The sequence below is a fragment of the Paenisporosarcina sp. TG20 genome, from assembly GCF_000286315.1.
GTDB lineage: Bacteria > Bacillota > Bacilli > Bacillales_A > Planococcaceae > Paenisporosarcina.
In genome coordinates this window covers 1-23,736 of sequence record NZ_ALJG01000337.1, presented here as the reverse complement: position 1 = coordinate 23,736, position 23,736 = coordinate 1, and the positions used below count along the sequence as shown (strand labels likewise).

23 protein-coding genes, 1 pseudogene and 1 riboswitch are annotated in these 23,736 nt (G+C 35.3%); of the genes and pseudogenes, 19 read left to right on the top strand and 5 right to left on the bottom strand.

The features are described 5' to 3' along the window. Positions 1–1,032 precede the first annotated feature (1,032 nt). Positions 1,033–1,272 carry an ATP-binding protein gene (locus tag B371_RS24515; protein ID WP_083844991.1) on the top strand — a complete coding sequence of 80 codons (240 nt, stop codon included), beginning with the start codon at positions 1,033–1,035 and terminating at the stop codon, positions 1,270–1,272. A 1,062-nt stretch (positions 1,273–2,334) separates the two neighbouring features. Here the strand turns inward: B371_RS24515 and B371_RS0114995 are convergent. Further along, positions 2,335–2,769, bottom strand: a complete 435-nt coding sequence (locus B371_RS0114995; protein ID WP_019415128.1) for a DMT family transporter — start codon at positions 2,767–2,769, stop codon at positions 2,335–2,337. Positions 2,770–3,475: 706 nt separating this feature from the next. On the opposite strand from B371_RS0114995, the gene B371_RS0114990 reads away from it, so the two are divergent. From B371_RS0114990 to B371_RS0114980, 3 genes are read left to right on the top strand one after another with little or no spacing between them, the layout of a single operon-like run. Next, entirely contained in the window at positions 3,476–3,862 is a 387-nt protein-coding gene (locus B371_RS0114990; protein ID WP_019415127.1) for a hypothetical protein, read from the top strand. Next, a complete protein-coding gene (locus tag B371_RS0114985) occupies positions 3,804–4,394 on the top strand; it encodes a 7TM diverse intracellular signaling domain-containing protein (RefSeq protein WP_083844990.1) in 591 nt (196 codons plus the stop codon). Before B371_RS0114990 ends, B371_RS0114985 begins: the two co-directional genes overlap by 59 nt. Before the next feature lie 32 nt (positions 4,395–4,426). Further along, positions 4,427–5,293, top strand: a complete 867-nt coding sequence (locus tag B371_RS0114980) for a GGDEF domain-containing protein (protein ID WP_019415125.1) — start codon at positions 4,427–4,429, stop codon at positions 5,291–5,293. A 904-nt stretch (positions 5,294–6,197) separates the two neighbouring features. Here B371_RS0114980 and B371_RS0114965 read toward each other — a convergent pair. After that, entirely contained in the window at positions 6,198–6,515 is a 318-nt protein-coding gene (locus tag B371_RS0114965; RefSeq protein WP_019415124.1) for a TM2 domain-containing protein, read from the bottom strand. A gap of 367 nt (positions 6,516–6,882) precedes the next feature. Between B371_RS0114965 and B371_RS0114960 the strand changes: the two genes are divergently transcribed. The 3 genes from B371_RS0114960 to B371_RS0114955 all read left to right on the top strand — a co-directional run bounded on the left by B371_RS0114960 (position 6,883) and on the right by B371_RS0114955 (position 8,233). Further along, a complete protein-coding gene (locus B371_RS0114960) occupies positions 6,883–7,095 on the top strand; it encodes a hypothetical protein (protein WP_019415123.1) in 213 nt (70 codons plus the stop codon). A gap of 1 nt (position 7,096) precedes the next feature. Further along, complete coding sequence (locus B371_RS24510; protein ID WP_040681278.1) at positions 7,097–7,414, top strand: FCD domain-containing protein; 318 nt, start codon at positions 7,097–7,099, stop codon at positions 7,412–7,414. A 288-nt stretch (positions 7,415–7,702) separates the two neighbouring features. Beyond that, positions 7,703–8,233 carry a GrpB family protein gene (locus B371_RS0114955; RefSeq protein ID WP_019415122.1) on the top strand — a complete coding sequence of 177 codons (531 nt, stop codon included), beginning with the start codon at positions 7,703–7,705 and terminating at the stop codon, positions 8,231–8,233. 435 nt (positions 8,234–8,668) lie between these two features. Here B371_RS0114955 and B371_RS22495 read toward each other — a convergent pair whose 3' ends face one another. After that, a complete protein-coding gene (locus tag B371_RS22495) occupies positions 8,669–9,277 on the bottom strand; it encodes a DUF6710 family protein (RefSeq protein ID WP_019415121.1) in 609 nt (202 codons plus the stop codon). Positions 9,278–9,803: 526 nt separating this feature from the next. Next, a riboswitch (cyclic di-GMP riboswitch) is annotated at positions 9,804–9,889 on the top strand. 68 nt (positions 9,890–9,957) lie between these two features. On the opposite strand from B371_RS22495, the gene B371_RS0114945 reads away from it, so the two are divergent. The 8 genes and pseudogenes from B371_RS0114945 to B371_RS22985 form a co-directional block, all read left to right on the top strand. Beyond that, positions 9,958–10,515 carry a WxL domain-containing protein gene (locus B371_RS0114945; RefSeq protein ID WP_019415120.1) on the top strand — a complete coding sequence of 186 codons (558 nt, stop codon included), beginning with the start codon at positions 9,958–9,960 and terminating at the stop codon, positions 10,513–10,515. A 135-nt stretch (positions 10,516–10,650) separates the two neighbouring features. Further along, positions 10,651–11,667, top strand: a complete 1,017-nt coding sequence (locus B371_RS0114940) for a DUF916 domain-containing protein (protein ID WP_019415119.1) — start codon at positions 10,651–10,653, stop codon at positions 11,665–11,667. Between the two features lie 630 nt (positions 11,668–12,297). Further along, entirely contained in the window at positions 12,298–12,621 is a 324-nt protein-coding gene (locus B371_RS0114935; protein ID WP_026023084.1) for a PadR family transcriptional regulator, read from the top strand. Beyond that, positions 12,622–13,377: a hypothetical protein gene (locus B371_RS0114930; RefSeq protein ID WP_019415117.1), complete on the top strand. Its 756-nt coding sequence runs from the start codon at positions 12,622–12,624 to the stop codon at positions 13,375–13,377. A gap of 43 nt (positions 13,378–13,420) precedes the next feature. Beyond that, positions 13,421–13,582 carry a hypothetical protein gene (locus tag B371_RS23585; protein WP_019415116.1) on the top strand — a complete coding sequence of 54 codons (162 nt, stop codon included), beginning with the start codon at positions 13,421–13,423 and terminating at the stop codon, positions 13,580–13,582. Continuing rightward, on the top strand, positions 13,579–13,773 hold the full coding sequence (locus tag B371_RS24505) for a hypothetical protein (protein ID WP_369751114.1): 195 nt from the start codon (positions 13,579–13,581) through the stop codon (positions 13,771–13,773). The genes B371_RS23585 and B371_RS24505 overlap by 4 nt, the downstream gene beginning before the upstream one ends. Before the next feature lie 389 nt (positions 13,774–14,162). Then, a complete protein-coding gene (locus B371_RS0114920; RefSeq protein WP_019415115.1) occupies positions 14,163–14,840 on the top strand; it encodes a TetR/AcrR family transcriptional regulator in 678 nt (225 codons plus the stop codon). A gap of 494 nt (positions 14,841–15,334) precedes the next feature. Then, positions 15,335–15,850 (top strand): annotated as a pseudogene (locus B371_RS22985) (IS5/IS1182 family transposase); the annotation flags it as partial. 49 nt (positions 15,851–15,899) lie between these two features. Here B371_RS22985 and B371_RS0114900 read toward each other — a convergent pair. Continuing rightward, a complete protein-coding gene (locus B371_RS0114900; protein ID WP_019415113.1) occupies positions 15,900–16,745 on the bottom strand; it encodes a DUF1206 domain-containing protein in 846 nt (281 codons plus the stop codon). Positions 16,746–16,866: 121 nt separating this feature from the next. Here B371_RS0114900 and B371_RS21855 point away from each other — a divergent pair, with 121 nt between their 5' ends. Further along, on the top strand, positions 16,867–17,175 hold the full coding sequence (locus tag B371_RS21855; RefSeq protein ID WP_019415112.1) for a hypothetical protein: 309 nt from the start codon (positions 16,867–16,869) through the stop codon (positions 17,173–17,175). A 145-nt stretch (positions 17,176–17,320) separates the two neighbouring features. Here B371_RS21855 and B371_RS0114890 read toward each other — a convergent pair whose 3' ends face one another. Next, positions 17,321–17,569: a GlsB/YeaQ/YmgE family stress response membrane protein gene (locus tag B371_RS0114890; RefSeq protein WP_019415111.1), complete on the bottom strand. Its 249-nt coding sequence runs from the start codon at positions 17,567–17,569 to the stop codon at positions 17,321–17,323. Between the two features lie 390 nt (positions 17,570–17,959). On the opposite strand from B371_RS0114890, the gene B371_RS0114885 reads away from it, so the two are divergent. The 3 genes from B371_RS0114885 to B371_RS0114875 all read left to right on the top strand — a co-directional run bounded on the left by B371_RS0114885 (position 17,960) and on the right by B371_RS0114875 (position 22,720). Beyond that, positions 17,960–18,235, top strand: a complete 276-nt coding sequence (locus B371_RS0114885) for a DUF4190 domain-containing protein (RefSeq protein ID WP_019415110.1) — start codon at positions 17,960–17,962, stop codon at positions 18,233–18,235. Between the two features lie 119 nt (positions 18,236–18,354). Next, positions 18,355–20,172, top strand: coding sequence for a tetratricopeptide repeat protein (locus B371_RS22480; RefSeq protein WP_083844988.1), 1,818 nt, complete (start codon positions 18,355–18,357; stop codon positions 20,170–20,172). A 1,405-nt stretch (positions 20,173–21,577) separates the two neighbouring features. Next, positions 21,578–22,720 (top strand): PLP-dependent aspartate aminotransferase family protein, encoded by a 1,143-nt coding sequence (locus B371_RS0114875; protein WP_019415108.1) that lies wholly within the window; start codon positions 21,578–21,580, stop codon positions 22,718–22,720. Positions 22,721–23,736 lie beyond the last annotated feature (1,016 nt).

The window sequence follows — 23,736 nt, the reverse complement described above, 5'->3', positions numbered from 1 at the left end:
GCTGAGTGGATGAAAATCAAAGGTGAGTGGATGGAAACAAGAGATGAGTGGATGAAAAGCATAGTTGAATGGACGAAAACAGGAAATGAATGGACGAAAACCAAGTTTGAGTGGATGAAAACATAAATCAAGTAGATATATGATTGCTATGACTAACGATAAATGGTATTTAATGGAATTATATGATTCTACTTAAGTAATTTAGGTGATTAAAGCCACTTATTAAATTAAATCCATCTCCCTGAAATAGATGTATTGCCAAAATCAGTCACATTATTGTTTGTATAATGATGGTGATCTAAGGCTCGCCGCTACAAACCTTATATTAAATCTAATAGCGGCTGAAATTGCATCTTCAGCCGCTTAACCTATTTAAAGTATGTGTCTATTCTCTAGTTCAACCAAATCTAAAACATTTGATGCAGCCGCTTGTCCTATTTAAAGTCTGTGTCTATTTTCTAGTTCAACCAAAGCTAAAACATTTGATGCATGAAGGTATACCTATAAGAAAGAAGCTGAGCCAAGTGACAAAGTTCACATGACTCGGCTTCTTCATTTATTAGGGATATTAGAGTAGGTTTTCCGTCCATTGCCTTCAGCTCAATATTGGTGGAAACTTACAGATTAAATAAACATAAAACCTTTAGCTTACTGTGCATGGCTTAATATGGATTGCGCATACGAAATTGCACCTTAGCAGCTTCTTTTCATTCCGCGTTCGAGGGTTGGAAAAAGATTAGGTGATTTGCTTGATCTAACATCTACACCATATAATAAAAGGAATTTGAGAGCTTATGACGAATATAAAAATATATACTAAAGGAGTAAAATTGTATTTTCTATCTACACTATATTACGGAAAAAATAAAGAAATTGACAAGGTGTGTGTAATTACATCTTCGGCTGCTACTTATGATATTAAAATCTTAGCTTTTAAAAAATCTTAATTGATTAATCGATTATAATCGATTTTTATTTAATGATTTGATTTAATCGATTAAACGATACAGTAGAAAGTTGGTGTAGAAATGTATAAGGAAAGCGAGCAATGGAATTGAAGAGTCAAGTTACAGATGGATTAAAAAAAAAGTTATTGCTTTCGTTAATACACAAGGAGGGAAAATTCTTATTGGGATAGACGATGAGGGAACTGTGGTTGGATTAACGAATTCAGCGAATGATCTTGAATCAATTAGCAGTATGTTAAGGGATGGAATCAGACCAGAAGTCTTGGTCACATGGTTCGGCGTCTTCATATTAGGGAATCCATAGCAAGTTGGTAAATATACCTTTTTCTCAAATCTTCCTGACGCAATAACGGACGTTAAATGTCTGGAACAAGTCCACGATCCGGTAAAAGAAAATATGATTCTCAATAAGAGCTACGTACATAAAAATCACTGTTTTTCCAAGTTCCTCAAGTTGATTCAACCACATTCCTCCTATTTTTCGGAATGGAGAAATCTTTGAAAGTATTTGTATAGTATATGTAGAGCACTTAAACAAATCTCACGTTGTTTTAAATATTTTGCCAAAATGACTTTTATCTTGCCTAAAATCGTCATGGAAACCTTGAAATTATGCTGAGTGGACGGAAATCGAAGTTGAGTGGATGAAAACAAGAGATGAGTGGATGAAAAGCTTAGCTGAGTGGACGAAAACAAGGGATGAGTGGACGAAAAGCTTAGTTGAGTGGACGAAAACATAAAGCAAGTAGATACATAACTATTATGACTGTCGGATAATGGTGTGTAATGGAAAGTGTATGTCTACTTAACTAATCTAGGTAATAAAAGCCAATTATCTGATTAAATCCGTCTCTATGAAAGAGATAGTTTTGCCAAAATCAGTCATATTATTGTTTGTATAATGGTGGTGATCTAAAGCTCGCCGCTACAAACTCTATAGAAGATCCAATAGCGGCTGAAATTGCATCTTCAGCCGCTTATCCTATTTGAAGTAGGTGTCCATTCTCTAGTCCACCAAAGTTAAAACAACTGACCGTGCAAGATTGATTGCAAGAAAAAAGCTGAGCTAAGTGACAAAATCACTAGGCGCGGCTTATTCATTCCTTAGCTAATAATGGTGGGTGCTATCAATAGCAATCTCTGGAAACTTTCATCTTATAATAGTCATGGTACCCTTGAAATTCGCTGAGTGAGCGAAAACAAGAAATGGGTGAGCGGAAACACAAGCTGAACGAGCGAAAACATATATCAAATGGTCGAATAACTTCTGTAGACGAAGTCACAAGGCTGTGCTCTATCGAAAATTAGAAATGATGCATCAGATTTACTGTCTAGGTCGACCGTAATCCAGCAACGCTCTTTTACCCTACCTATGATTATATAAAATAATCGAACCGAACATCATCAATATTGCGATGCCTTTTTTTATGTCTAAAGGATATGTTTCGCCGCCGAATAAACCGAAATGGTCAATGATGGCAGACATCAAAATTTGGCCAGCTATGATTGAAAAAAATGCAGCGATTACACCAATTTTAGGAACTGACATGATCATGATAAATACGTAAAAAGCTCCAAGTAATCCACCAATCAACTGCCATTTTGGAACTTCGTTGATAGCGAAAAAATTACCTTTTCCAAAAATGATCATTGTAATAAATAAAGCAATTGTTCCTATTAAAAAGGATATAAAAGATGCTTCAATAGTACCTACCTTTTTCCCTAATCCACTGTTAACAACCGCCTGTATACCAATTGCAACTCCTCCAGCGATTGACATCAATAAATACATCCATTTCATCGAACACAACTCCTTCGTATATCCCTATCATACATCTAACGTTACCTATTTTAATAGAGTTTGCTTTTTGAAGGAATGAAACGAATTTAAAAAAGCTATTATTATGCGATTTGGTGCCACTTGCTATCAGAGTGGCACCTTTTATTTCCGGATAAAATTACCTCGTCATTGACTTGACTGAATAGTGAAACTATAATCATAGTCAATTAAATTTATATATTATAAAATTTCATATTGAGAACTTTTCAGAGTGTTAGAAATGAATGTAACCATGCTTGCATTTACGTTAATCCAGTTATTAAAAACTGTAAGCGTTTTCGGTTGAAAATTCAGCTCCAGGTGGTAAGGGAGTATATGTAGTAAGTTCTATCTATCCCCCATTTTAAAAAGATAATGTTGACACTTTAGGGTTAAGGTGTAATAAAAAGTAATTAATTGTAATTTTCGCTCTCAATATTTGTAACAAAATCCAACTCCCCTTTACATACTTTTAAATTTTCAATATATTGCTCTAAAAATATACTTTAATGACATCAATTCGTTTAGAATTAAATAAAGCTATTTATTGAATAATAATTTCTTTGAATAAATCTATCGAATTAAATACAGAACTACATTCTACTTGTGACAATAATTATCGGTTTTCCCCAAGTTTTATCCCTCAGGCTACTAATATGAAATATGAAATTAAAAGGAGGAAACGAAGATGATTAAATACGTTAGTATAGCGATTGTATTCGTGATTCTTCTTGGAGGTTATTTTTCATATACAGTGGACCAAACAGTGGAAATACGAGCGAGTGAGGGTGAACTTTTACTTCAACCTAGAGATTTAACTGATAAAAAGATTATTAGTTTAGATGGTGACTGGGCTTTTTATTGGCAGCAATTTCCGACAGGCGAAGAATTAGATAATAGTAAAGAAGCACAGCAATATATAAATGTCCCAAGTGATTGGACGCAGACAACGAAAGAAAGTAATGGATATGCTACTTATTCTTTGACAGTAACAATCCCTAATGATCAACTAGGAAATGGGAATTTATATTCCTCATCAATATACTTCGTATTCATTGCAAGCAAATGGAGTTGAGATAGCTGCAAATGGACTTGTTGGGACTTCAAGAGAAACGAGTGAACCAGCCTTCCGTAAAGATTTAACCTACTTTACACCTAGTGAATCAGATATTCAATTCACGATGTATGTTGCTAATTTTGAACATTTAGTTGGTGGAGCAAATCGTTCGATTTTATTTGGAACGGCTAAAGCAATTTCGGCTAATTATACAAATTTGGTTGCTCTAACGTTGTTTGTAACTGGCGGGATTTTAGTTATGGGAATAAATCAACTCGGTATCTTCTTCTTTAGGAGAAAAGAAAAAGCCTTTCTTTATTTCGGATTGCTAAGCATTTTAATCGCTTTGCGCGCACTATTTATTGAGCCTATGTTTATTGCGGAAATGTTTCCTAATATATTCTGGTTGTGGCAGCACCGAATTGAATTCTTCATTATCTATGGAAGCTTTTCCTTATATTTAATGTTTTTATACGATTTATATCCAAGTGAAATGAAAAAATGGGTTGTGCAAGTCTCCTTTGTACTTACATTAATCCTATCAGGGTAACGTTCTTTACATATCTGACTGTATATCTACTCGTGTTTAAATACTTTTTATACATCGCTGCTATGATAATGGTATATACAATCTATGTTCTAATGGTAGCTGTTAAAAAGAATAGACCAACAGCGATTTTAAATTTATCAGCGAGTGTTTTATTTTTTGTAACAATAGTAAACGATGTATTTGTGACATTTGATATTAGTAGAGGACCTTACCTTGCTACATATGGATTTTTTAGTTATATACTGATTCAATCCTTAAATTTAAGTCGCAATTATGCTCGGAAGTTCAAAGAGTCTGAAAGTTTAACTGTTGATTTAATTGAACTCAATCGAACGTTAGATGATAAAATCGATCTTCGAACGAAAGAATTACAGGATACAAATGGGAAGTTAAGAGAACTTACTTATTTAGATGGATTAACAGGCGTTAATAATCGCCGTTTCTTTGATGAAAAAATGACAGAGGAAGTGAGTAAGAGTAAAGATAGAATAGAGCCAATGACTTTATTAATGATGGACCTCGATGAATTTAAAAATTATAACGATAGTTACGGCCATGTCATGGGCGATGAACTTATCAAAGATGTTGCAACGATGTTTAAAGATGTTATGGGGGATAAAGGATATGTTTCCAGATACGGGGGAGAAGAATTTGTGGCAATTATCCCGAATTGTGGGATAGGTAAAGGTAAAGAGTATGCCAATCTAATTTGTCAACGATTGCTTGATGCTAAAGTAAGTCATATGAATAGTTCCATGCATAAATTTGTAACTATCAGTATAGGCGGGACATCTTCAAGTAATCATAATCATGTTAAACCAGAAGATTGGATAGCTCTAGCTGATAAAGCACTTTATCAATCCAAATTAAATGGAAAAAATCAAGTGACAATGTTGTAGGCAGAATATGTTGAAAAGTAATCTATGCATCTTATACGATAGAAATCTAAGCTCATCATCTTAATCGGTGGTGAGCTTAAAATTATGTAATCTATAACTTTCGTTACATACATTATTTATTAGAATATAGTATATTCGAAATATCATAAAAGGGATGCCTTTAGAACTAGGCGCCTAAAAGGATGGTGAATCTATTTTTGGTAGACCAGTACTTTGGAATTACTTAAGGTATTGGTCAGTTTCATAGTACAAAATTAAAAACCTGGAGGAATGCAGAAATGATTAGATCATCTAAAGCTGAAACTAATCAAGCTAACGGCAGTGCACCGGCCGCACGTGCAGGCAAACATATTTTCAAATAATTTAACGTTCAGGTTACCTGTTATCTGTTTTCTCATACCTAATAACTTACAAAATGACACCTCCAACTGATATTACTAAGTTGGAGGTGTCCATATTTTTGTGTCTATGAATTCGGAATTTCGTATTCTGTTGATGAATTCAATTCATCCTTAATCATTCGACCTATTTCAAAAATAGCTGCAATTTCAACAGAGTATACAGGAGCAATCACCTTATTGTCTTACATGGTCGTATATATCCAACACTTTGAATTATGCCTGAAGTAATTGAATGGTTTCCACTTACCAAAGATAGCTACAATTGAACATAATGATTGCTACCTTGGATCTTTTAGTCATCCTTGTCTAGAAACTAAATTTCGCTTCAAGTTGAGGAAATGCGTCCTTTAAGTTTAGTGGAAAAATAATACAGTTATATATCTAAAGAAATTCCCAATAGTTTAACAAATCACTAGGGATGTCTCTATATGAGAATTCAAAACTGCAATAATTACTGATTCGTATAAAAAATTCTGCACGATAGTAAAAGGGAATTAGTCCTATTAACTAGCCAAGTTTTGAGAGCCCATTGCTTTAATTTTCATGATTAAGTCTGATTCTGTTTTTTGGTTGATTTCTTTTAGTCTTCCGCCAATAAAAAATACATCTATAAATGCCCAAATCCCTAATCCGCCAAGAGTAAGTGTCATGGCAATGCCCATACCGACGTTACCTAAATAGTAACGGTGTCCACCCAAACCTCCCAAAAAGAACCATAATAGGTATGCGATTAAAGGTAATTTTTTGTTTGTCTCAAGTTCACTATTAAGAATGGCTAATTGATGGGAAGATAAATCTTGTTTTAACTGTAAGTTATTCATATTGCACCTCCTTTGCTAATTAAATTGTACTATCTTTTTTCTAAAAATATATAGGTTACATTAAAAAAAACTATTTTTGCAATAAAAAGGGTCCTTTGTAAATTGAAGATTTATGGTGTCCTGAAAGCAATGTGTAATCGCGAATAATTACTCTGAGGCAGTTACAGTATTTTGTTGTTCAAAAGACAGTTTATTGGTTTCTACTTTTCAAGACTGATTAACGAATATAATATTTAAGAACAACTCATGAGTGATGAGGAGTAAGTGTTATGAATTGCAGAATTAAAGAGATATTTTGAAAAGCGAGTGCTTATTATGGTTTTTACATAATACGTGCACTTGCTCTCTCTGAAAAACCAATGGGGTCATGGATTTAAAGGAAGTTGCTTATAAAATAGACTTGAGTTTAGCTACAATCGGTAGACATTTAAAGGACTTTGATCAACAAAAATTAACTCAACTGATTCCATTACAAGGAAGAGAGATTACATTGTTAGGTAAAAACTATATATCTGAAACAGAAAGAGAAATTGAGAGATTTGAAATTGAATCAATTGTGATGCTCGTTTCAAATCATTAATTTGTTGTATGCCTGGAAAGTAATTGAAATAGAAACTATCAAACTGATTGTCCAGCACACTAGGGATGAACACATTAAGCTTTTACAAGATTCGGTTGACAATCATGTTGCAGGTATTGATAAGGAAAGTAACTTTTCAATTAACTTTCACGAAATTATTGCTGAACTCTCTGACAACCGCTTTCTTTGCTCTGCTTTAAAGTTACTTCTCCACGAAGAAGTAATAATGGAAAATAAGTTTTGTCTGTTTAAAGAGCGTAGAGAAAGGTTATCTTTCTCTAAGGGGTTCTCTTCAGAGGTGCAAAACTTTAAAATATAACATAAATGGACTATCAATTAGCATATGAATTGGCAGTCCATTTCTTATTGATATATTCTTGCTCTAGTACCTCCATTTTCAGCTATATATTTAGTATCCTATTTGGTCGCATTACAAAGAAAGTTGTAATACAACTTTCTTTCTGCTAATTGATATGCTAAAAGTACCTCCAATTCTTTACTTTTTATTTAACTAGTGCAACAGTTTTTTTCAATAAGAATTATTTGTAATTAATCGTAAATTTACAACCGAAAGGGTAAATTTATGGTCTTTAAGGGGGATTGAATCGTGAAATTAGGATTAAAAAAAGACGAGGTAAGATTAGTTGATTTCACATCGGAGTGGAACGAAGAATTTAACAGAATAAAAATGGAAATAATTGATAACACAAATCTTGATGGGAAACGCATTGAGCATATTGGTAGTACCGCAATTAAAGGAATGTCAGCAAAACCTATTTTGGACATTTTGATAGGAATGGACGCTTTACATAACTTTGACGAGAAGATAATCAGTGGATTAAAGAATGTTGGATTTTTACGGTTGAGAGTTGAAAGACCTGGAGAAATAGTATTCGCAAAGTTCACGGATAACACTTACGAAGTGAAGACACATTTTATTCATTTAGTAGAATTTAGAAAGGAACTTTGGAACAACCTGATATTCTTTAGAGATTACTTAAATTCAAACGAAACTGCTAAAGAGCAGTATTTAAAGATTAAGATGGAGTACCTAAAAAAGTCATCAAAAGGAATAAATGAATATACCGATTTTAAAGAAGAATTTGTTAAAAATATCTTCAATAAGATAATGGAATAAATATTCAGACTTTTACTAACGAGGTGCTTTAGTTGAATAAGAAGAGATGGAATTTAGGTTTACTAAAATTACAACCAGAAAAACACTGAAAAATTAATCAGTGTTTTTTTATATTAATCTCTATCAGAAAATCACAAAAACAGCACCGCTAAAAGCGATGCTAATATCATTTCGTATTAAACTACTGTTTGGGACTCGATTTCGTGTTTTGCACCTCTGAAGAGAACCCCTTAATCTTTCTCTACGCTTTTTTATAATAATATCTGTTTTCTTATGCCTAGTAACTAAAACAAAAGGACACCTCCAAACTATGTTATTCAGTTGGAGATGACCAGATATTAAATTCCAAGAACGATAAATTAAGCATGACTAGCAACTTACCACAGAGAAGATGGGGGTAATGGTAGCTTATTATGTTTTCCGTAAGGATAATGTCTATGAATTCGGAATTTCGTGTTCTGTTGATGAATTCAATTCATCCTTAATCATTCGACCTATTTCAAAAATAGCTGCAATTTCAACAGAGTATACAGGCGCAATCACCTTATTGTCATGTTTACGTATATAATTTATGCCATCACATGTTACATGGTCATAAATTTTGCTAATATCTAATACATTATGGGTTTCAATATGTCCAGTACTTTGGATGATGCCGGAAGTAATAGAATGGTTACCACTTTTTACCCATGCTAACCTCATTGGTAACCATAATTGTACATAATGATTCTGTTTATCTTGCTTCCATGAACCATGTTGTCGTCCCTCGCCAATATGAGAAAGAGTCTTAACTAATCTACTTCTGCTCCACGGTGACGGTAAGACAGCATCTTTATTTAATAGTATTTTACTTTTCGTTTTACACTCTATTACTAAGTCATCAAACGTTTCATTATAGATTGTGAGTGGAGTAGATGTATTAAAGAAGTAGTGTGAATTAGTCGGAAGAATACTGATAAATGGTGACGCATCTTTTTGACATAATAACTTGAAGAAGAGATCGCCTTGGACCTTTCTTGCTAGTAATCTAACTACATCAAGCATTGGATTTTCTTTATATGTTAAATCGTAAAGACTTTTTGATTCTTTTGCACATTCTTAGGTGGACTGAGCAAATTGCATTATTTTATCAAATTCTTTCTTTTTTCCCGCAACCTGATTTCGTCGCGTCCCAGGGATGAAAACACTTCTACAGAGTTCTGACAATTGACTACAATTCAAGATATATTTGCCTACAAGTTTTCTTTTGTCGGGGTGTCCTTGGAATAGCAATCGAGCGGGTGATTTATGTGTGACATTTTATGTATTAAAAATAAAGAAAGATAAGAGCTGCCGAAATTGCATCTTCGGCGGCAATTTTTGACTCCGAATAAATCGTTAATTTGCCAGAAGAGGGGGATTTTTCTCGTAGCATTGTTATATAGTTCTAAAATACTATTAATCTCTATTTTCATTCGACAAGTTTCGACATAAATAGGTACTCCTCCCGTTTTAAATTAATGTTTTATAAGCTATATTTAACCTATCAGATATGAATTGGGCGATAGACAGAGAGATTCGACTATTCTTTATTTGAAAAAGGCAAAAATGTCGAAAGACGTTGACGCAAAACCACGGGTCTACGGTTTCACAAACTATGACGGCTGGGTTGCTAAGAGTGAAGAGTGATAGCTATCATTTTAATAGATCTTTTAACCCTGACCACAAATCAGGAGGAAAACAATATGAATTCAGTTTTAAAAAAACTAGTAACAGGAACAGCAGTATTAGCTTTATCGATGACAGCATTTGCGTCGTCATCATTTGCAACAACAAGTGAGATTACTGGTGGTAGTCTTTCATATACAGGAATAACAACTACAAACTTTCCGGCTATAACATTAGATGGTAAAACTCAATCGATTACAGCTCAAATCGATACATTTGATATTACGGATGCAAGAGGAACTGGAGCTGGTTGGAATGTCTCCGTTTCCGCTTCTCAATTTAGTCAGACAGCAGGAGCGAATCCATTGGCTCTTGGTGCGCTATTATTAGATGAGCCAACAGTATCTGAAAAAGCAGGAGTAGAGGGTTCTTCAAATCCTGCATCAATAACTAAACTTGGTGGAAAAATCGATTTAGCTGCAGTGAAAATTCTGTCAGCTGCGGTAAGTACTGGAATGGGTACTTATACTGTTCCGGCAATTCCGATGACATTAACTCTAATGCCTAAAGAAATTTATGCAGGTACTTACACTTCTACAATTACTGCAACGATTACATCTGGACCTGGTTCTTAATCTGAATTAATTAATTCGTAAATTTGACGCCATGTCTTAATGACATGGTTTTTTTAAATACTAAGAAATTCAGCTTCTTTATTATCAAGCATTTTAGCTATTACTAACATTAATATACAATTCAGGAGGATACCCATGTTTATTCGTGTTTTTGCAATAATCGTTTTTCTTATTAGCTTGCCAGTATATGTTTCTGCTGCAGAATCTCCTAGTTCTATGCAAGTCGAACCAATATATCCCGCAAATCAAGTGCCTGCAACAAAAGGTTATTTTGACGTTGATGTCAAACCCGGGGAACAGGTTACGCTTTATGTACGTGTGAAAAATACTGATAAAAACCCAATCACTGTCCGCATTGAAAAGGCTAACGCATATACGAATCCAACCGGTGGTATTTTCTATGAATCAGAAATAGATTCTGACGATACGTTGCTACTTGAAGATGCAGTCCGCATGACTGATTTTATAGAAGCAGAAGGAAGCATCACGATTCCCGCTGGTGAATCTTTCGAAGTGCCCATTCGAGTAACGGTGCCTGAAAGTGATGGGGAAACGTTGCTTGGAGGAATACTATTAACACAAGTTGCAGAACCGAAAGATGAAAAGATAAAGGAAACTGGCAAAGATGAAGCGAAGTTCATTGTGAATACTGAAACAAGATATGCAATCGCGATTAAGCTTAATTTTCCAACCAAATCTGTGCCTAATTTTTCTTTAGGGAAGGCTGGTTTTATTTCAGATACTGCAAAAGTCTTTATTGAAATGACAAATGACGCGCATTTGATACAAGGGGAAATCGAAGGATCTTATTCCGTTTTAGATAATGAGGGAGCTAAGATTTTTAAAGGTATCATGAATCCTTTTAATATGGCACCAAAATCGAAAATAAGATTTCCTTTTGCTTGGGACCAGGAGACGCTTGAAGATAGTACATATACATTAGTAGTTAATGGACATGCTGGTGAAAAAGAATTTTCAACTGAAGAAAATTTCACCATTTCCAACAAAGAAGTTCAAGAATATGCAGAAAAGACAAATCCCAATGCTGAACTCAAACAAGGTATACCTACTTGGGTGTGGATAGTCGGAGCGATTGTCTTCGGAATCATTATGTTTTTCGTGGGAAGACGAAAGAAACCCTCTACTGAATGAAATACGTTCCAGGGGTAGCAATCGAGCGGAATGTTTGTGTTTGACACTTAATCTGAAACTAAAGCGCAACCAAAATTGCATCTCTACCGCGTTTTATGTAGAATGTGTACCCACTCTTTTTTCCACCAATTTAAACCTTAAACACTATGTGCTTGCGTGCAGTGGAGCGACGGGAGCACATCCGCCACAAGATTGCAAGCAGGAATAGGAGACCATCAAAGTGACACTGTCACTTCGATGGTCTTTTTCATCTTAATTTATGGTGCAGTGGGTTTGCCGTTCAAAGCGACTGTATAGGAAAATCAATAGCAGCCGAAATTGCATCCTCGGTAGCTAAAGATGCTAATATTTTTAATTCCAAAAAACACCTTCATTCGATCAATCGATTATAATCGTTTATTATTTATCGATTTACTATAATCTATCGTTATCAATGAAGATTGAAATAGTGATCATCAGGAAATATGTAATTGAATCGAAAAGCCAAATAACAGGTGTTTATATTCTTGCTATCTTGTTATACAAAGTAGTTGATTTTTTATTATTTAATAGCTATAGTGTAATACATGATACCAATTAATTTTACATATGTATTGAAAGGTAGTGAGATTATTGGCTACGTCCACCCAGATGTTGAAGGGAATATTGGAAGGTTGTTTGTTGGCTATTATCAATCGTGGGGAGACGTATGGATATGAAATGATTGAGAAACTAGAAGAGTTTGGTTTTTATATGGTCAGCGAAGGGAGTATTTATCCTGTATTAATGAGGATGCAGAAAGAAAGTCTGGTCACAACAGTAATGAAAGCTTCACCAAATGGGCCAAACCGAAAATATTATTCAATTACCGAATTAGGCAAAGATGAATTAGCTGATTACCAAGCAAGGTGGAAAGAACTTTCTCAGGCAGTGAATGCGTTATTTGATAATGACAATAACAAAGGGGGAGAATAAATGCTAACAACAAGAAGTATCAATTTCATTGATAACCTTCGAATTTACTTACTCACTTCAGGGAAAAATGAAAATGAAGTGAAAGAAGTAACAGAAGAGTTGCGTGATCATTTAATTGAATCTGAAAAGCATGGAAAGAGCATTGATGAAATAATCGAGGGCACACCTGAAGATTGTATGGATTCTATCAAGCTTGAGATGAAAACAGACTATACAAGTATTGTTAAAAACATGCCGATATACTTTTTAGGAGTTATGGCTTATTTTATAATGGGGCCAGCAATTCGAGAAGAATTTGAATTGAATATGTTTCAAGTAATCGGATTCCCTATAATTTCAGCAATTGGCCTACTCATTTATATTTTCCTACTCCAAAAATCCTCGAAAAATCAGTATTCATCAAAAAAGTTTTTCCTTTTAGGAATGATTGCGGGTGCAAGTGTGACTGCATTATTTATCCTTCTTTTGTTAGGAAGTAATTTTTTTGTTGAACCGTTCTACAAAGCAAGCCCTATAGGTACCTCGGTTATTATCGTAATTTGTATTGCTATTTTTATCTCTTTAGCCTTTTGGAGTAAAACTTTTTCAGCAATTTGGGTTCCAGCTTTATTGTTCATACCCGATTACTTTTATCGCTTTTTAAATGTAAAGGAAGAAACCATTGTGATGATCTCCATGGCATCGTTTGTTCTCATATTCATTTTCATGATGTTGAGCTTATTAATTAGTCATCGATTAAGCAAGGCAAAAATATAAAAGTGTAGAATAGAGTTCATTCAATGTTCTTGGGAGGTTGAAAATGCCTATTAAGCAGAAAATAGATAAAGATTTTTCAAAAAAGAGGCTTGTGCAAAGCGTGCCCCTTATTGAATCAATGTCCCATTCAACTTCAAAAGAAATTGAACACTGTACGATTCACAGAAAACAAATTACAAACTCGAAATCGTACGAAGCGAAATGAATAGTGAAAGACATTATCTTCTCTCCAACTTTAGAGCTGGCGTTGAAGGGATTGTTTCTGCGCCTAGGAGGGGATTTAAAATCGATGATATCCCCGTCCGTGGTTTAGTGCGCTCAAAAATCTGGATTCACGCAAAAATCATGGCTTACAACTTCAAAGCAGTAACAAAATACAGGGCCAAAATAGCCTAATAGCCACAAAAAGAACCACTCCACTCATACATCTCCATTTATTGTAAAAAAAGACGATTGAACTTATCGCAAATTACTAAGAAATTTTCATACCCTGACTTTTTGGGGTTCAATCATATTATATTTTAGTAATAATACGATAATATGCTTTTCCTTATTTACTTATTCCCAAATGTCTAAGGAATGGAAGGTAGATAGTATTTAATTACCCGATGTATCTAGTGGATGTGTAATTATGATAGAATTATCACAAGTTACAAACGTCCAATAGAACAATTCAAATTAATAAAATAAGCTTGAGTAAAGAGTTTAATACGATTATTGCTAACAATTATTTGGGTGAAGTTAAAAACTTTTCAATGTCTATCTAAGATTGGGTGAATTTGTTTATGAAAAAAGTGAATATTTCTACTAAGACAAAAGATAGTAAAAAAATTAAGCACCATCGAAAGCAAATATTAGAAGCGTCTATCATGCTATTTAAAGAAAAGGGTTATCATCAAACAACTACAAGAGAAATCGCCAAAAGTGCTAATATGAGTTATGGCTCTATTTATGACTATATAAACTCTAAAGATGATATCCTCTATCTATTTTATGAAGCTCTTTATGATCAAATAAATGTCATGATAATTGAAAAGTTACGTAATAATGAATGTAAGGGATTATTGCGTGTGAGGTCTTTTGTGAAAGAATATTTTATGGTAATTGATGAAATTAGTAATGAAACTAGCATTATGTATAGTGAATCTCGCTCCTTATCAGAGTTGCATCTAAATTATGTTCTTGCAAAAGAAAATGAATTTGTCGATTATGTTAAAAATATCTTGCATGTATCGATACAAGAAGATGGCATTTTTATTAGTGAAGATAAATTAAGTTTATTAGCTAATAATATTATAGTTCATGGTCATATGTGGGCATTCCGAGGGTGGACCCTTAAGAAAACATTTACTCTAGAAAGTTATACTAAAGTTCAAACTGATTTGTTTATTGATAGTATTATAGGTTTAAAAAATACGGAAGTTAATGAAGTAGAAACTGTAGAAACTAAATCTAGTATATAAAAAAGCATACCCTATTTATAGAGGCACTGAAAAAGTTCTCTTAGAACATCAATGCGAGTATGGGAACGATTTCGTTCCCATACTCGCATTTTACTCTTATAAGCCGTGGATTTCCGTTCCAGGCAGACGCGTCCCGCGGGCACGGCTTCAATCTCCTCGTCACTGCGCTCCTGCGGGGCTTTCAGCTCGCACTGTTCCCGCTGGAGTCGCTGCCTTCCACTCCATCCACTAGTATGAACTCACCCCGTAGGAACTGATTTTACAACTTTAAAAAGAATGCCTTTCCTATACTAAAATTAAGTAGATGTAGGTGGTGCGTCCAGTGATTTCAAACCAAGAGACCCTTAATCTAAGCCCGTATCTGGCGATATACGATATTGTTGTACCAAAAGATAATATGCTTCGGCAATCCAAGTTTCCTCACGAAGTTCCGCAGGCTTCGACTCAAAGACGTCAGCTTATTAGACTTGCTTATCGGGAAAACAGTTGAAATCGATTCTTCATTCTTCGGATACAAAACACATGAGCGAATCATTACTGCCGCGATTGTGACAACAGGGGAAAAAAGTGATGGGAAATATCTTCAAAAATTGATTGGAAAAAGTATACAGACAGGCATGGAAATAAATACGGTAATTGGGATTCCGCCTACTCCGAAAAGGCAACTATTATATACGCAAGAAAAAATGAAGTGGCGCTTGTCACAAAATTGAACCCCATTCTTACACAAGGTCCGCGAAAAGAAGAAGATAATTTTGAATTTAATTAAGATGCAGGCATGTTTTTTGTAAAGCAGGTCACCTCGCTAGGCGCAAAGGACGCACAGGTGAAAAAGGAACGAACAGGAATCAATGCCAGACATATTATTTCGATATCGAAAAGTGCAAGGTCTGCCCGATTCGAGAGGGATGTTATAAAGAAAGTGCAAAAGCAAAACATACTCTGTGAACATCAAATCGATGGAACATACCGAACAAGAAGCATTTCAACAGACAACAGAATTTAAAGAATTTAGTAGCAGATGTACAGTAAGATAATACGCCTTTTAAAATCGCTTTTTTATTTACCATTGTGACCAAATTTCATTTTGATGTAACGACCATAAATAATTTGGTAAACACCATATAGAATAAGGCCGGTTGCAACCAAAGCTAGTAATAGTTGACCATAGGATTGTTGTGCAAGTTCAGACAATGCACCACCAAGGCCATTAGACTGTTCGGGATTATGCGTAATAGCAGATTGAATAATGAAGAAACCAACCATACAGAGTACAATACCATGTGAAATTAAGCCAACTCTTCCTGAGTTTTTGGCTATCATTCTTTCCTGCTTGTTCATTTTATTTTTGTTAAAATTTTTCATGAATTTCCCACTATGACCACTATAAAGTTCGAAAACTCCATAACCAATAATAAAAGCTCCGACTATGCCAAAAAGCCAAACCCCAAAAGGTTGTTGCATTAGTTTCGCGGACATTGCCTGTTCTGAGTTTCCGCTAGTACTTCCTGTATGACTTGCAAGTTTGATTGCCCCAAAAGCTAAATTAGAATATATAATGGCACCAATGAAATAACTAATTCTTTTAATAATTCCTTTAGCATTTTTCCCTTCATTCATCGGGTCATTTATGGCTTTAATTAAATCCCACGCGATATAGCCTATAAGCCCAATTCCAATCATCCATAATACCATTTCACCAAAAGGTAGCTTTGCTATTGATCGAAGAGCACCTGAGGAATCAGTCGTTTCACCACCTGGTCCAAATGCAGCTAGAACTGCCAAAATGCCAATCATTCCATATACAACACCTTTAGCCATATACCCGAAGCGGGCAAAACGACGAACCCACGGTTTTGCATTTTTAACCTGATCTTTAGCTTGTTCTTTTGAAGGCTTGTTCATTTTGCCCACCCCTTTTATTTACTTTTACTTTGAAGTTCCCTTTTTAGTGAAAAGAGAAACCTAAGAATGTTTCTAAAATGTTTTATCTGAACTATAGAGGAGAATTCTATCCTATAAAAAGGTGATTTTTATACCCTGGAATAAAGATGATTATCCGGATTCTTTTAATATTTTAAATTCACAGGTCAGAGGAAAAGCAATAGAAATTGCAATTGCACTTCTGCGAGATGGAATGGCAGGGGGTCGTGCCATCGCAATTGCAACGGAAAAGGCAAGGGAGTATGTTGGGGGAAACAAATATCAGGATGAATTCCATGTAGTCTCTCATTCAGATGGGTGGCAATTAATGAAAGAATCAAGTAACTCTGCAATTTTTGTGGAAGAAACAAAAATATCCTTGCTTGATGAAATCAAAGCCTTACGTGAATGAGCGTAATGGAATTTTAAAAATCTATCATGAAGATGGTTCCTTGTAAGACACATTATACGATTATGATTATAACTAATGAACAACCCCAGTAGTCAATTGACTACTGGGGTTCTTAATGTCTCATAATAATGTTGGTACTCTTTACCTATTTGCGCATTGCTTTCATAATCAAACTTACTACAAATACTAATATGATGGCACCGATAAAAGCGGGAACGATTGCCATACCCCAAACTACTGGACCGAAGTCTCCCATCAATGAACCACCAATCCAAGCACCAACGATACCCGCAATAATGTTCCCGATAATTCCTCCTGGTAAATCTTTACCTAATAAGAGTCCTGCTAACCATCCTACAATCCCACCTATAATTAAATATAAAATAAATCCCATTTTCAACATCTCCTATTCTTTTTTGTTTGTTTTAAGTTTAATATGTTGCTAGTAAGTAGTTATCCTTAAAAACCTATTTTCAAACATCTAATGAAAAATTTTATCTTTTTAAATGTAACAATACGAATAGCTAAAATGATTAACTTACTTCTTTTTCCCCATCGTGCCAACGGTGGAAAGCCCATCAGAAAATAAAACTAGAAATTTTCTACGACATTGCATAAACTAAAAGACATCTCCAATTTACGGTTGAATTTGTCTGAAGTGTGATTTCAATGAATACAGGAGAAAAACCATTTTTATTATAAAAAGTCTAAGTATTAATTACATTTTATGTTAAAATTGAAGAAGAATTTCATGTAGATACAATGGACATTAGGAGGGAACGAAATGGACAATACTCAACGTGTAATTATTGAAAAAAACAATGATGATAATGGATTGGCAGTCACTGCTATGATTCTAGGGATTTTAGGCGTGGTTTTAAATATTATTCCTTTTTTGCCTTATGCACTATCTATTCTAGCCATTATCTTCGGTGCAATTGCATTAACTAATCCTGCGAAAAAGGGAATGGCTATATCGGGGATTATTTTGGGCATTGTAGGTATTGTTATGAAAATTCTCTTTTGGATTATAATAGGTTCTTTTGGGTCTGTAAGCTAAGAGCATTGAAGTTTACATAATGCGAATTTTTATCTGTTATGAATAAAGAACTGGGATTGTTCCATCTCGTTAAATAATGTTACGATTTTTTAGAATGCTAATAAGGTTGGTGATTCACTTTGGTAGGACGTAATGACCCTTGTAGTTGTGGGAGTGGAAAGAAGTTTAAGAATTGTTGTGGCAAGAGCAATGTGATTGATTTGTCTGCTGTGATAGAAGAGGAACTTGAACGCATACTTGAAGGTTTTTTGGAAGATGGATTAGAACCTCGGGAGTATGGTGAAATGGATGCACGTATTCGCAAATGGAAATCTGAACTTCGTGATGTTTTTGAAGCGGAATTGATTGAAGAATTAGCAATGGATACCTATTTTTATTTGGAACGTGCTGATTTATGGACGAGCTATTTGAAAAAACAAGTTAACAAACAACGACGTCAACAAATTATTGATGTATTAACTTCATGGCAACGTCCCTATCTATTACTCGGTCAAGTGACGGATGAGTTAGATAATCGACTAATCATAAAAGATGAATTGAGTGAAATAGAGTATGTGCTACCAGGTCAAGTGGTAGAGACCCATACTGGCGAGTGGCTTTTTGGCATTGTAATGCCTGATCCACGTTTTGGAGAATTTGGACTGTCGGCGACAAATGGGATCATTTTCATTCCAGGTGATCGTTTAGGTCTTGTTCAACAGTTACGTGAAAGAATGAAGTCATCGTCTGAAATGAATTATCTTAATGCATATTTATTGTTTGGACAAATCGAAAATCTATTTGCTTTTCCACCTTTTCAGCAAAAAGTGTTGGACTTAACAAAGCAATATTTAGTGGAACATGAATACGAGGAAGAGATAGTCATGCAATTAGTCAGTACCTTTTTGTTGGATAATGAAGTTAACGCGAAGAAGCCTGGTGCAATTGCTGCAGGAGTCATTCAGGCATCATCTGATTTCCAATTATTAGGTTCTACATTTACCACATTAAAAGAAATAGGTGCTTATTTTAATGTGTCTAGCGCTACGGTTTCGAAGTACCGGGACAAAGTAGGAGATTTTATGTTGGATACCATATCAACATTTGATAAGGAAGACACAGAGCTACTGGAGATAAGTTCTGTATTGGAAGATATGGGTACCGATCCACGTGGAACTGAAAGGTTTATGTGGGAGATGTTAATGCGCTCGAAGCACCAGTCCTTTGAAACGGTAGAAGCGTTGAATGCGCACTTGAGTGGAAAGTGGAATGAAGAATATAAACCAGCAAACGATGCAGAGCGGGTACAATTGCTGTGTTATAAGGCGTATGAAGCCGAGAGCGAGGAGTTACGGGTACAACTTGCCTATGAAGCAGCAGGGATTAATTCAAAGACTACTGACGTACAGTTATTACTAGCTGAACAGTCAACACATAAAATAGCTATTGAAAATCATTATTTGAAAGCGATTAGTTATGCCTCAATAGACCGGTCAATTGATAATGCTTGGAACAATGTGTTAAACCGTCCTTATTTACGCTCTGTTTTCACCTATGCAACATGGCTCATGACTCAGAACAGGTATGTGGATGCTTTGGTACAGTTTAAAGATATTGTTGACTTAAATCCCATGGATCATCAGGGTGCTCGTTGGTTTATAACGGCAGCTTATATTCGACTTGGATTGTATGAAGATGCATACGATGTGTTGAATCAAATAAATCCAGATGAAGATGACGCCGTTTCTTTTTACTTAGATATTGTTGTTGAAAAAAAAATAAATAATCAAGAAGTTGATAAAGTTACATTGAAACACGCAGAAAAATTGAATAAACATGTTAAGACTATGAAAGCCCAAGGAAGAAAATCTGAAGCTTTTCCACGATCACTTTGGATTCAACCCGGAAACGAAGATGAAGCAAAACTGATTTGCTGGCTAGTTAATGGTTTAATCTAATGATAAAATGAATTTTTAAAATTAGGGGCGGCAGAATGCATCGAAACCAATGAATAAGTAGATTTTTAATTTTTTAGCTTATGGACTAGTACAGTTGATTTCTTTTACAGGCGGACGCTTTCCGCGGGCGAGCGACAAGCCTCCTCAGGCCAACAGGGTGTTGGCCCGCAAAGGCGTTGCCTCGCGTTGAGGCGTTCTTAGCCTTTGTTCCATTGTGCGCTTCCTACGGGGTCTCGTCTGTCTCGCTTTTCCCGCAGGAGTCGCCGCCTTTCACTACAATCATTGTCCCTTTAAAAAATCAACAGGGATAACAATATAGTTTTAAAAATAAATACAATTATCATCCTATTTTATGTAGAATCCCGAAATTAGTAATCAAGAAACTTCGCTCTTTCCTTTTATTCATTAGGTTATAGTGTAGTAGTTTTACCGTACAAAGCGACTCGGAAACCGAATTCGATACAGGTTGTAAAACCATTTTTTACTAATAATCAAATCTTTATTAATTGCTTAAATGGACCGGGTATACTTTGCCTGGTTTTCTAAAGAATAAAATAATATATATAATTACAGAGTGCCATGAACCCCGTCTTTATGTGTTTTTAGTATGCAGAGTGTATATTCAAACACGGAGTCTGGTTGGTGTATCTCTCGTTAATCGGATTAATGTGAAAAGTACCATGCTGTAAATCCTTACCTTGAAGAACATTGTATCTTCTAAATAGGTAATGACAGTATGTCGATAACCTTTCTTATGCCAGGAAGTTTAAAGATACTACCCAACCTTAAAAAATGAAGAATAAGGCCGAAATAGTATCTTCGGCCGCCCCTCTGAATAAAATCAGTATCTTTTCTTTCATCAACCCAAATCAAAAATACGATATGCTCATTGGTTGAAGGGGCGCGTCGGACGCAAACCCTCCGCAAGATTGCTTGTAAGAAACTTCGCTCCTCCCTTTTATTCTTGAGGCTATGGTGCAGTAGGTTTACTGGCCAAATCGACCCGGAAACCAAAGTTGATATAGTTGGAAAATACTTTCTACTAACAATCAAATCATTAATAATTGTTTAAAGGACCGGGAGTACTTTGCCCGGTTTTCTAATTTGAAAAGAATAAAGGAAATACTTATGCGAAAGTTTTAGCGGGTTGGCAAGACAGATTTTGATATAAATGTGATTGACTAAATATATTGATGTTGATATAATTCTCTGAATAGTTAGAACATGACTCTCTTATCCGTTGTAGTGGAGGGGAAGTCCAGTATGCTCCACAAGCCTTTTTGAAATGGTGTGAAATCTGCAAACGGGGTTTGATAGATAAGGAGAATGGGATCAAGACTTCTTCTAATATGAAGAGGTTTTTCTGTTTGGGAAGCAATTTAGTTAAATTAGGAGAGTGATAGAATTGACAGGAAAATTCGAAACGAAAGTATTACATAGTGTAAAGAAACAGGAAAAACAAATCAAAAGTAAGGTAACCCCCATTTATCAAACGTCCGCATTTTCTTTTGAAGATTTGGATGAACTAGAAGGATTTTACCAAGGAGAGGGGAATTATTTATACTCGAGATCTGGAAATCCGAATCCTGATGAATTGGCAATGGCAGTTGCTGCTCTAGAATGTGCACCTGCAGGAGTTGCTTCTTCTTCAGGCATGTCAGCGATTTTAGCGGGTGTCCTTTGTGTTGCAAAAGCTGGTGATCATGTATTGGCAGCAGACGATTTGTACGGAGGAACCTACCATCTTCTAAAAGAAGAATTGAACGATCTTGGAATCTCTACTACATTTGTTTCTTTTACGAATCCTGATGAAATGAAAGCTGCGATTCAAGAAAACACAAAACTTCTTTATTCAGAGTCAATTACCAACCCACTTCTTAGAGTAGAGAATCTAGAAGAGGTAGTAAATTTCGCGAAAAATCATGGTCTTTATAGCATGGTTGACAATACTTTTGCTACGCCCTATCATTGCACACCGTATACATTAGGTGTTGATTTGGTCGTTCATAGTGCAACAAAGTATATTGGCGGACACGGAGATGTCACTTCGGGAGTACTTGTAGGAAAAGAAGACTTAATTACAAAAGCAAAATCTAAAGTTGTTAATTTCGGAGCGAATGTTAGTGCTTTTGAAGCATGGTTGACAAGCCGTGGATTAAAAACACTTGCTTTAAGAATGAAGGCCCAATCTTCCAATGCAAGGGGATTGGCAGATGCATTTTGTTTGAATGACAATGTAGAAAATGTTTATTATCCATTTAATGAGGCAACTGAAGGTTTTGGGGCAATGGTTTCTATTAAGCTTAAAGAAAATATTGATGTAAATCAATTTTTCAAAGCTCTGTCATGGATAAAAATTGTTCCAACATTAGCAGGAGTTGAAACTACGGTTTCCCATCCGCTGACTACATCTCATCGTGCTTTGCCTCATGATGCCTGTGAGTCTTTGGGGATTACCAAACAAGTTGTTCGTATTTCTGTTGGTATTGAGCACCTCGATGATATTGTTTTGGAATTTAATCGTGCTATTGAAAAAGCTAGTATTTAGCATTTTTCATAGTTAACTATGGACATAAGAAAGCAACAAGCTGCCGAGATTACATCGGCAGCTTGTTTTTGTTGTGATTTTTCTAGTTGATTCAGTGCCTCCTCTAGTCTATCAAAATTTAAGAATGAATTTAGCAATTGAAAAATATCTCCAATGCCGTAACAGTAATCTAAGAATTATAGTGGTATTTTCCTAACAAAATAAGAAAGTATATAAATTTAGTGAGCCATGAATCCAGTATCCCAGTATTTTAAGGAGTAGGTTCTAGTATGATACCGGCTGATTTGCGCTCCAGGCGGACGCTTTCCACGGGGCGGGCGGCGAGCCTCCTCGGTCGCTGGCGCTCCACTGCGGGGTCTCACCTGTCCCGCTAATCCCGTAGGAGTCGCCGCCTTCCGCTTCAATCAAGTAAATGTTTTCGAATTGATCATAAAAGAAAATACAACTTAATAAGAAGAGAGTTTATGCTTTTAAGTCCAGATAGTCACTGTATTTTAAATAGCAGAAAAAAGCAGTGGTTTGCATCATGAACACTGAAATTCTAGTATTTTGAGCAAGTATTTCTCTTTTTAGAAATAGTGTAGAAGAATTATTCCTGCTAGCTTAGTATCGCTCACGATTAAATGATTGTCACTAAAAATAGAATTCGTTGCAATGATGGATAAATTCACACTAGTTGAATGAAGCGCAGGTGCGACGAGTAACCGCAGGAGCAGATGGAACGAGGGCTAAGAACGCCACTACGCGAGTCAACGTCTTCGTGACCAACATCCTGTTGGACTGAGGAGATTGAAGCCATGCCCGCTAAAAGCGTCCACCGTAGCGGAAATAAACGGGTTTCTATGGTTACCCTTCTTAAAGAACCGGGCGTACTTTGCCCGGTTTTTCTTACAATATAAGAAAGTATATGACTTTAGAGTGCTAAGAATCCAGTGTTCATCGTGTTTTTAGTATATGGAGACTAACATGCTAAAACGGTATTTCCTTAATTTAACTCTCGTAATTCGATTAATAAG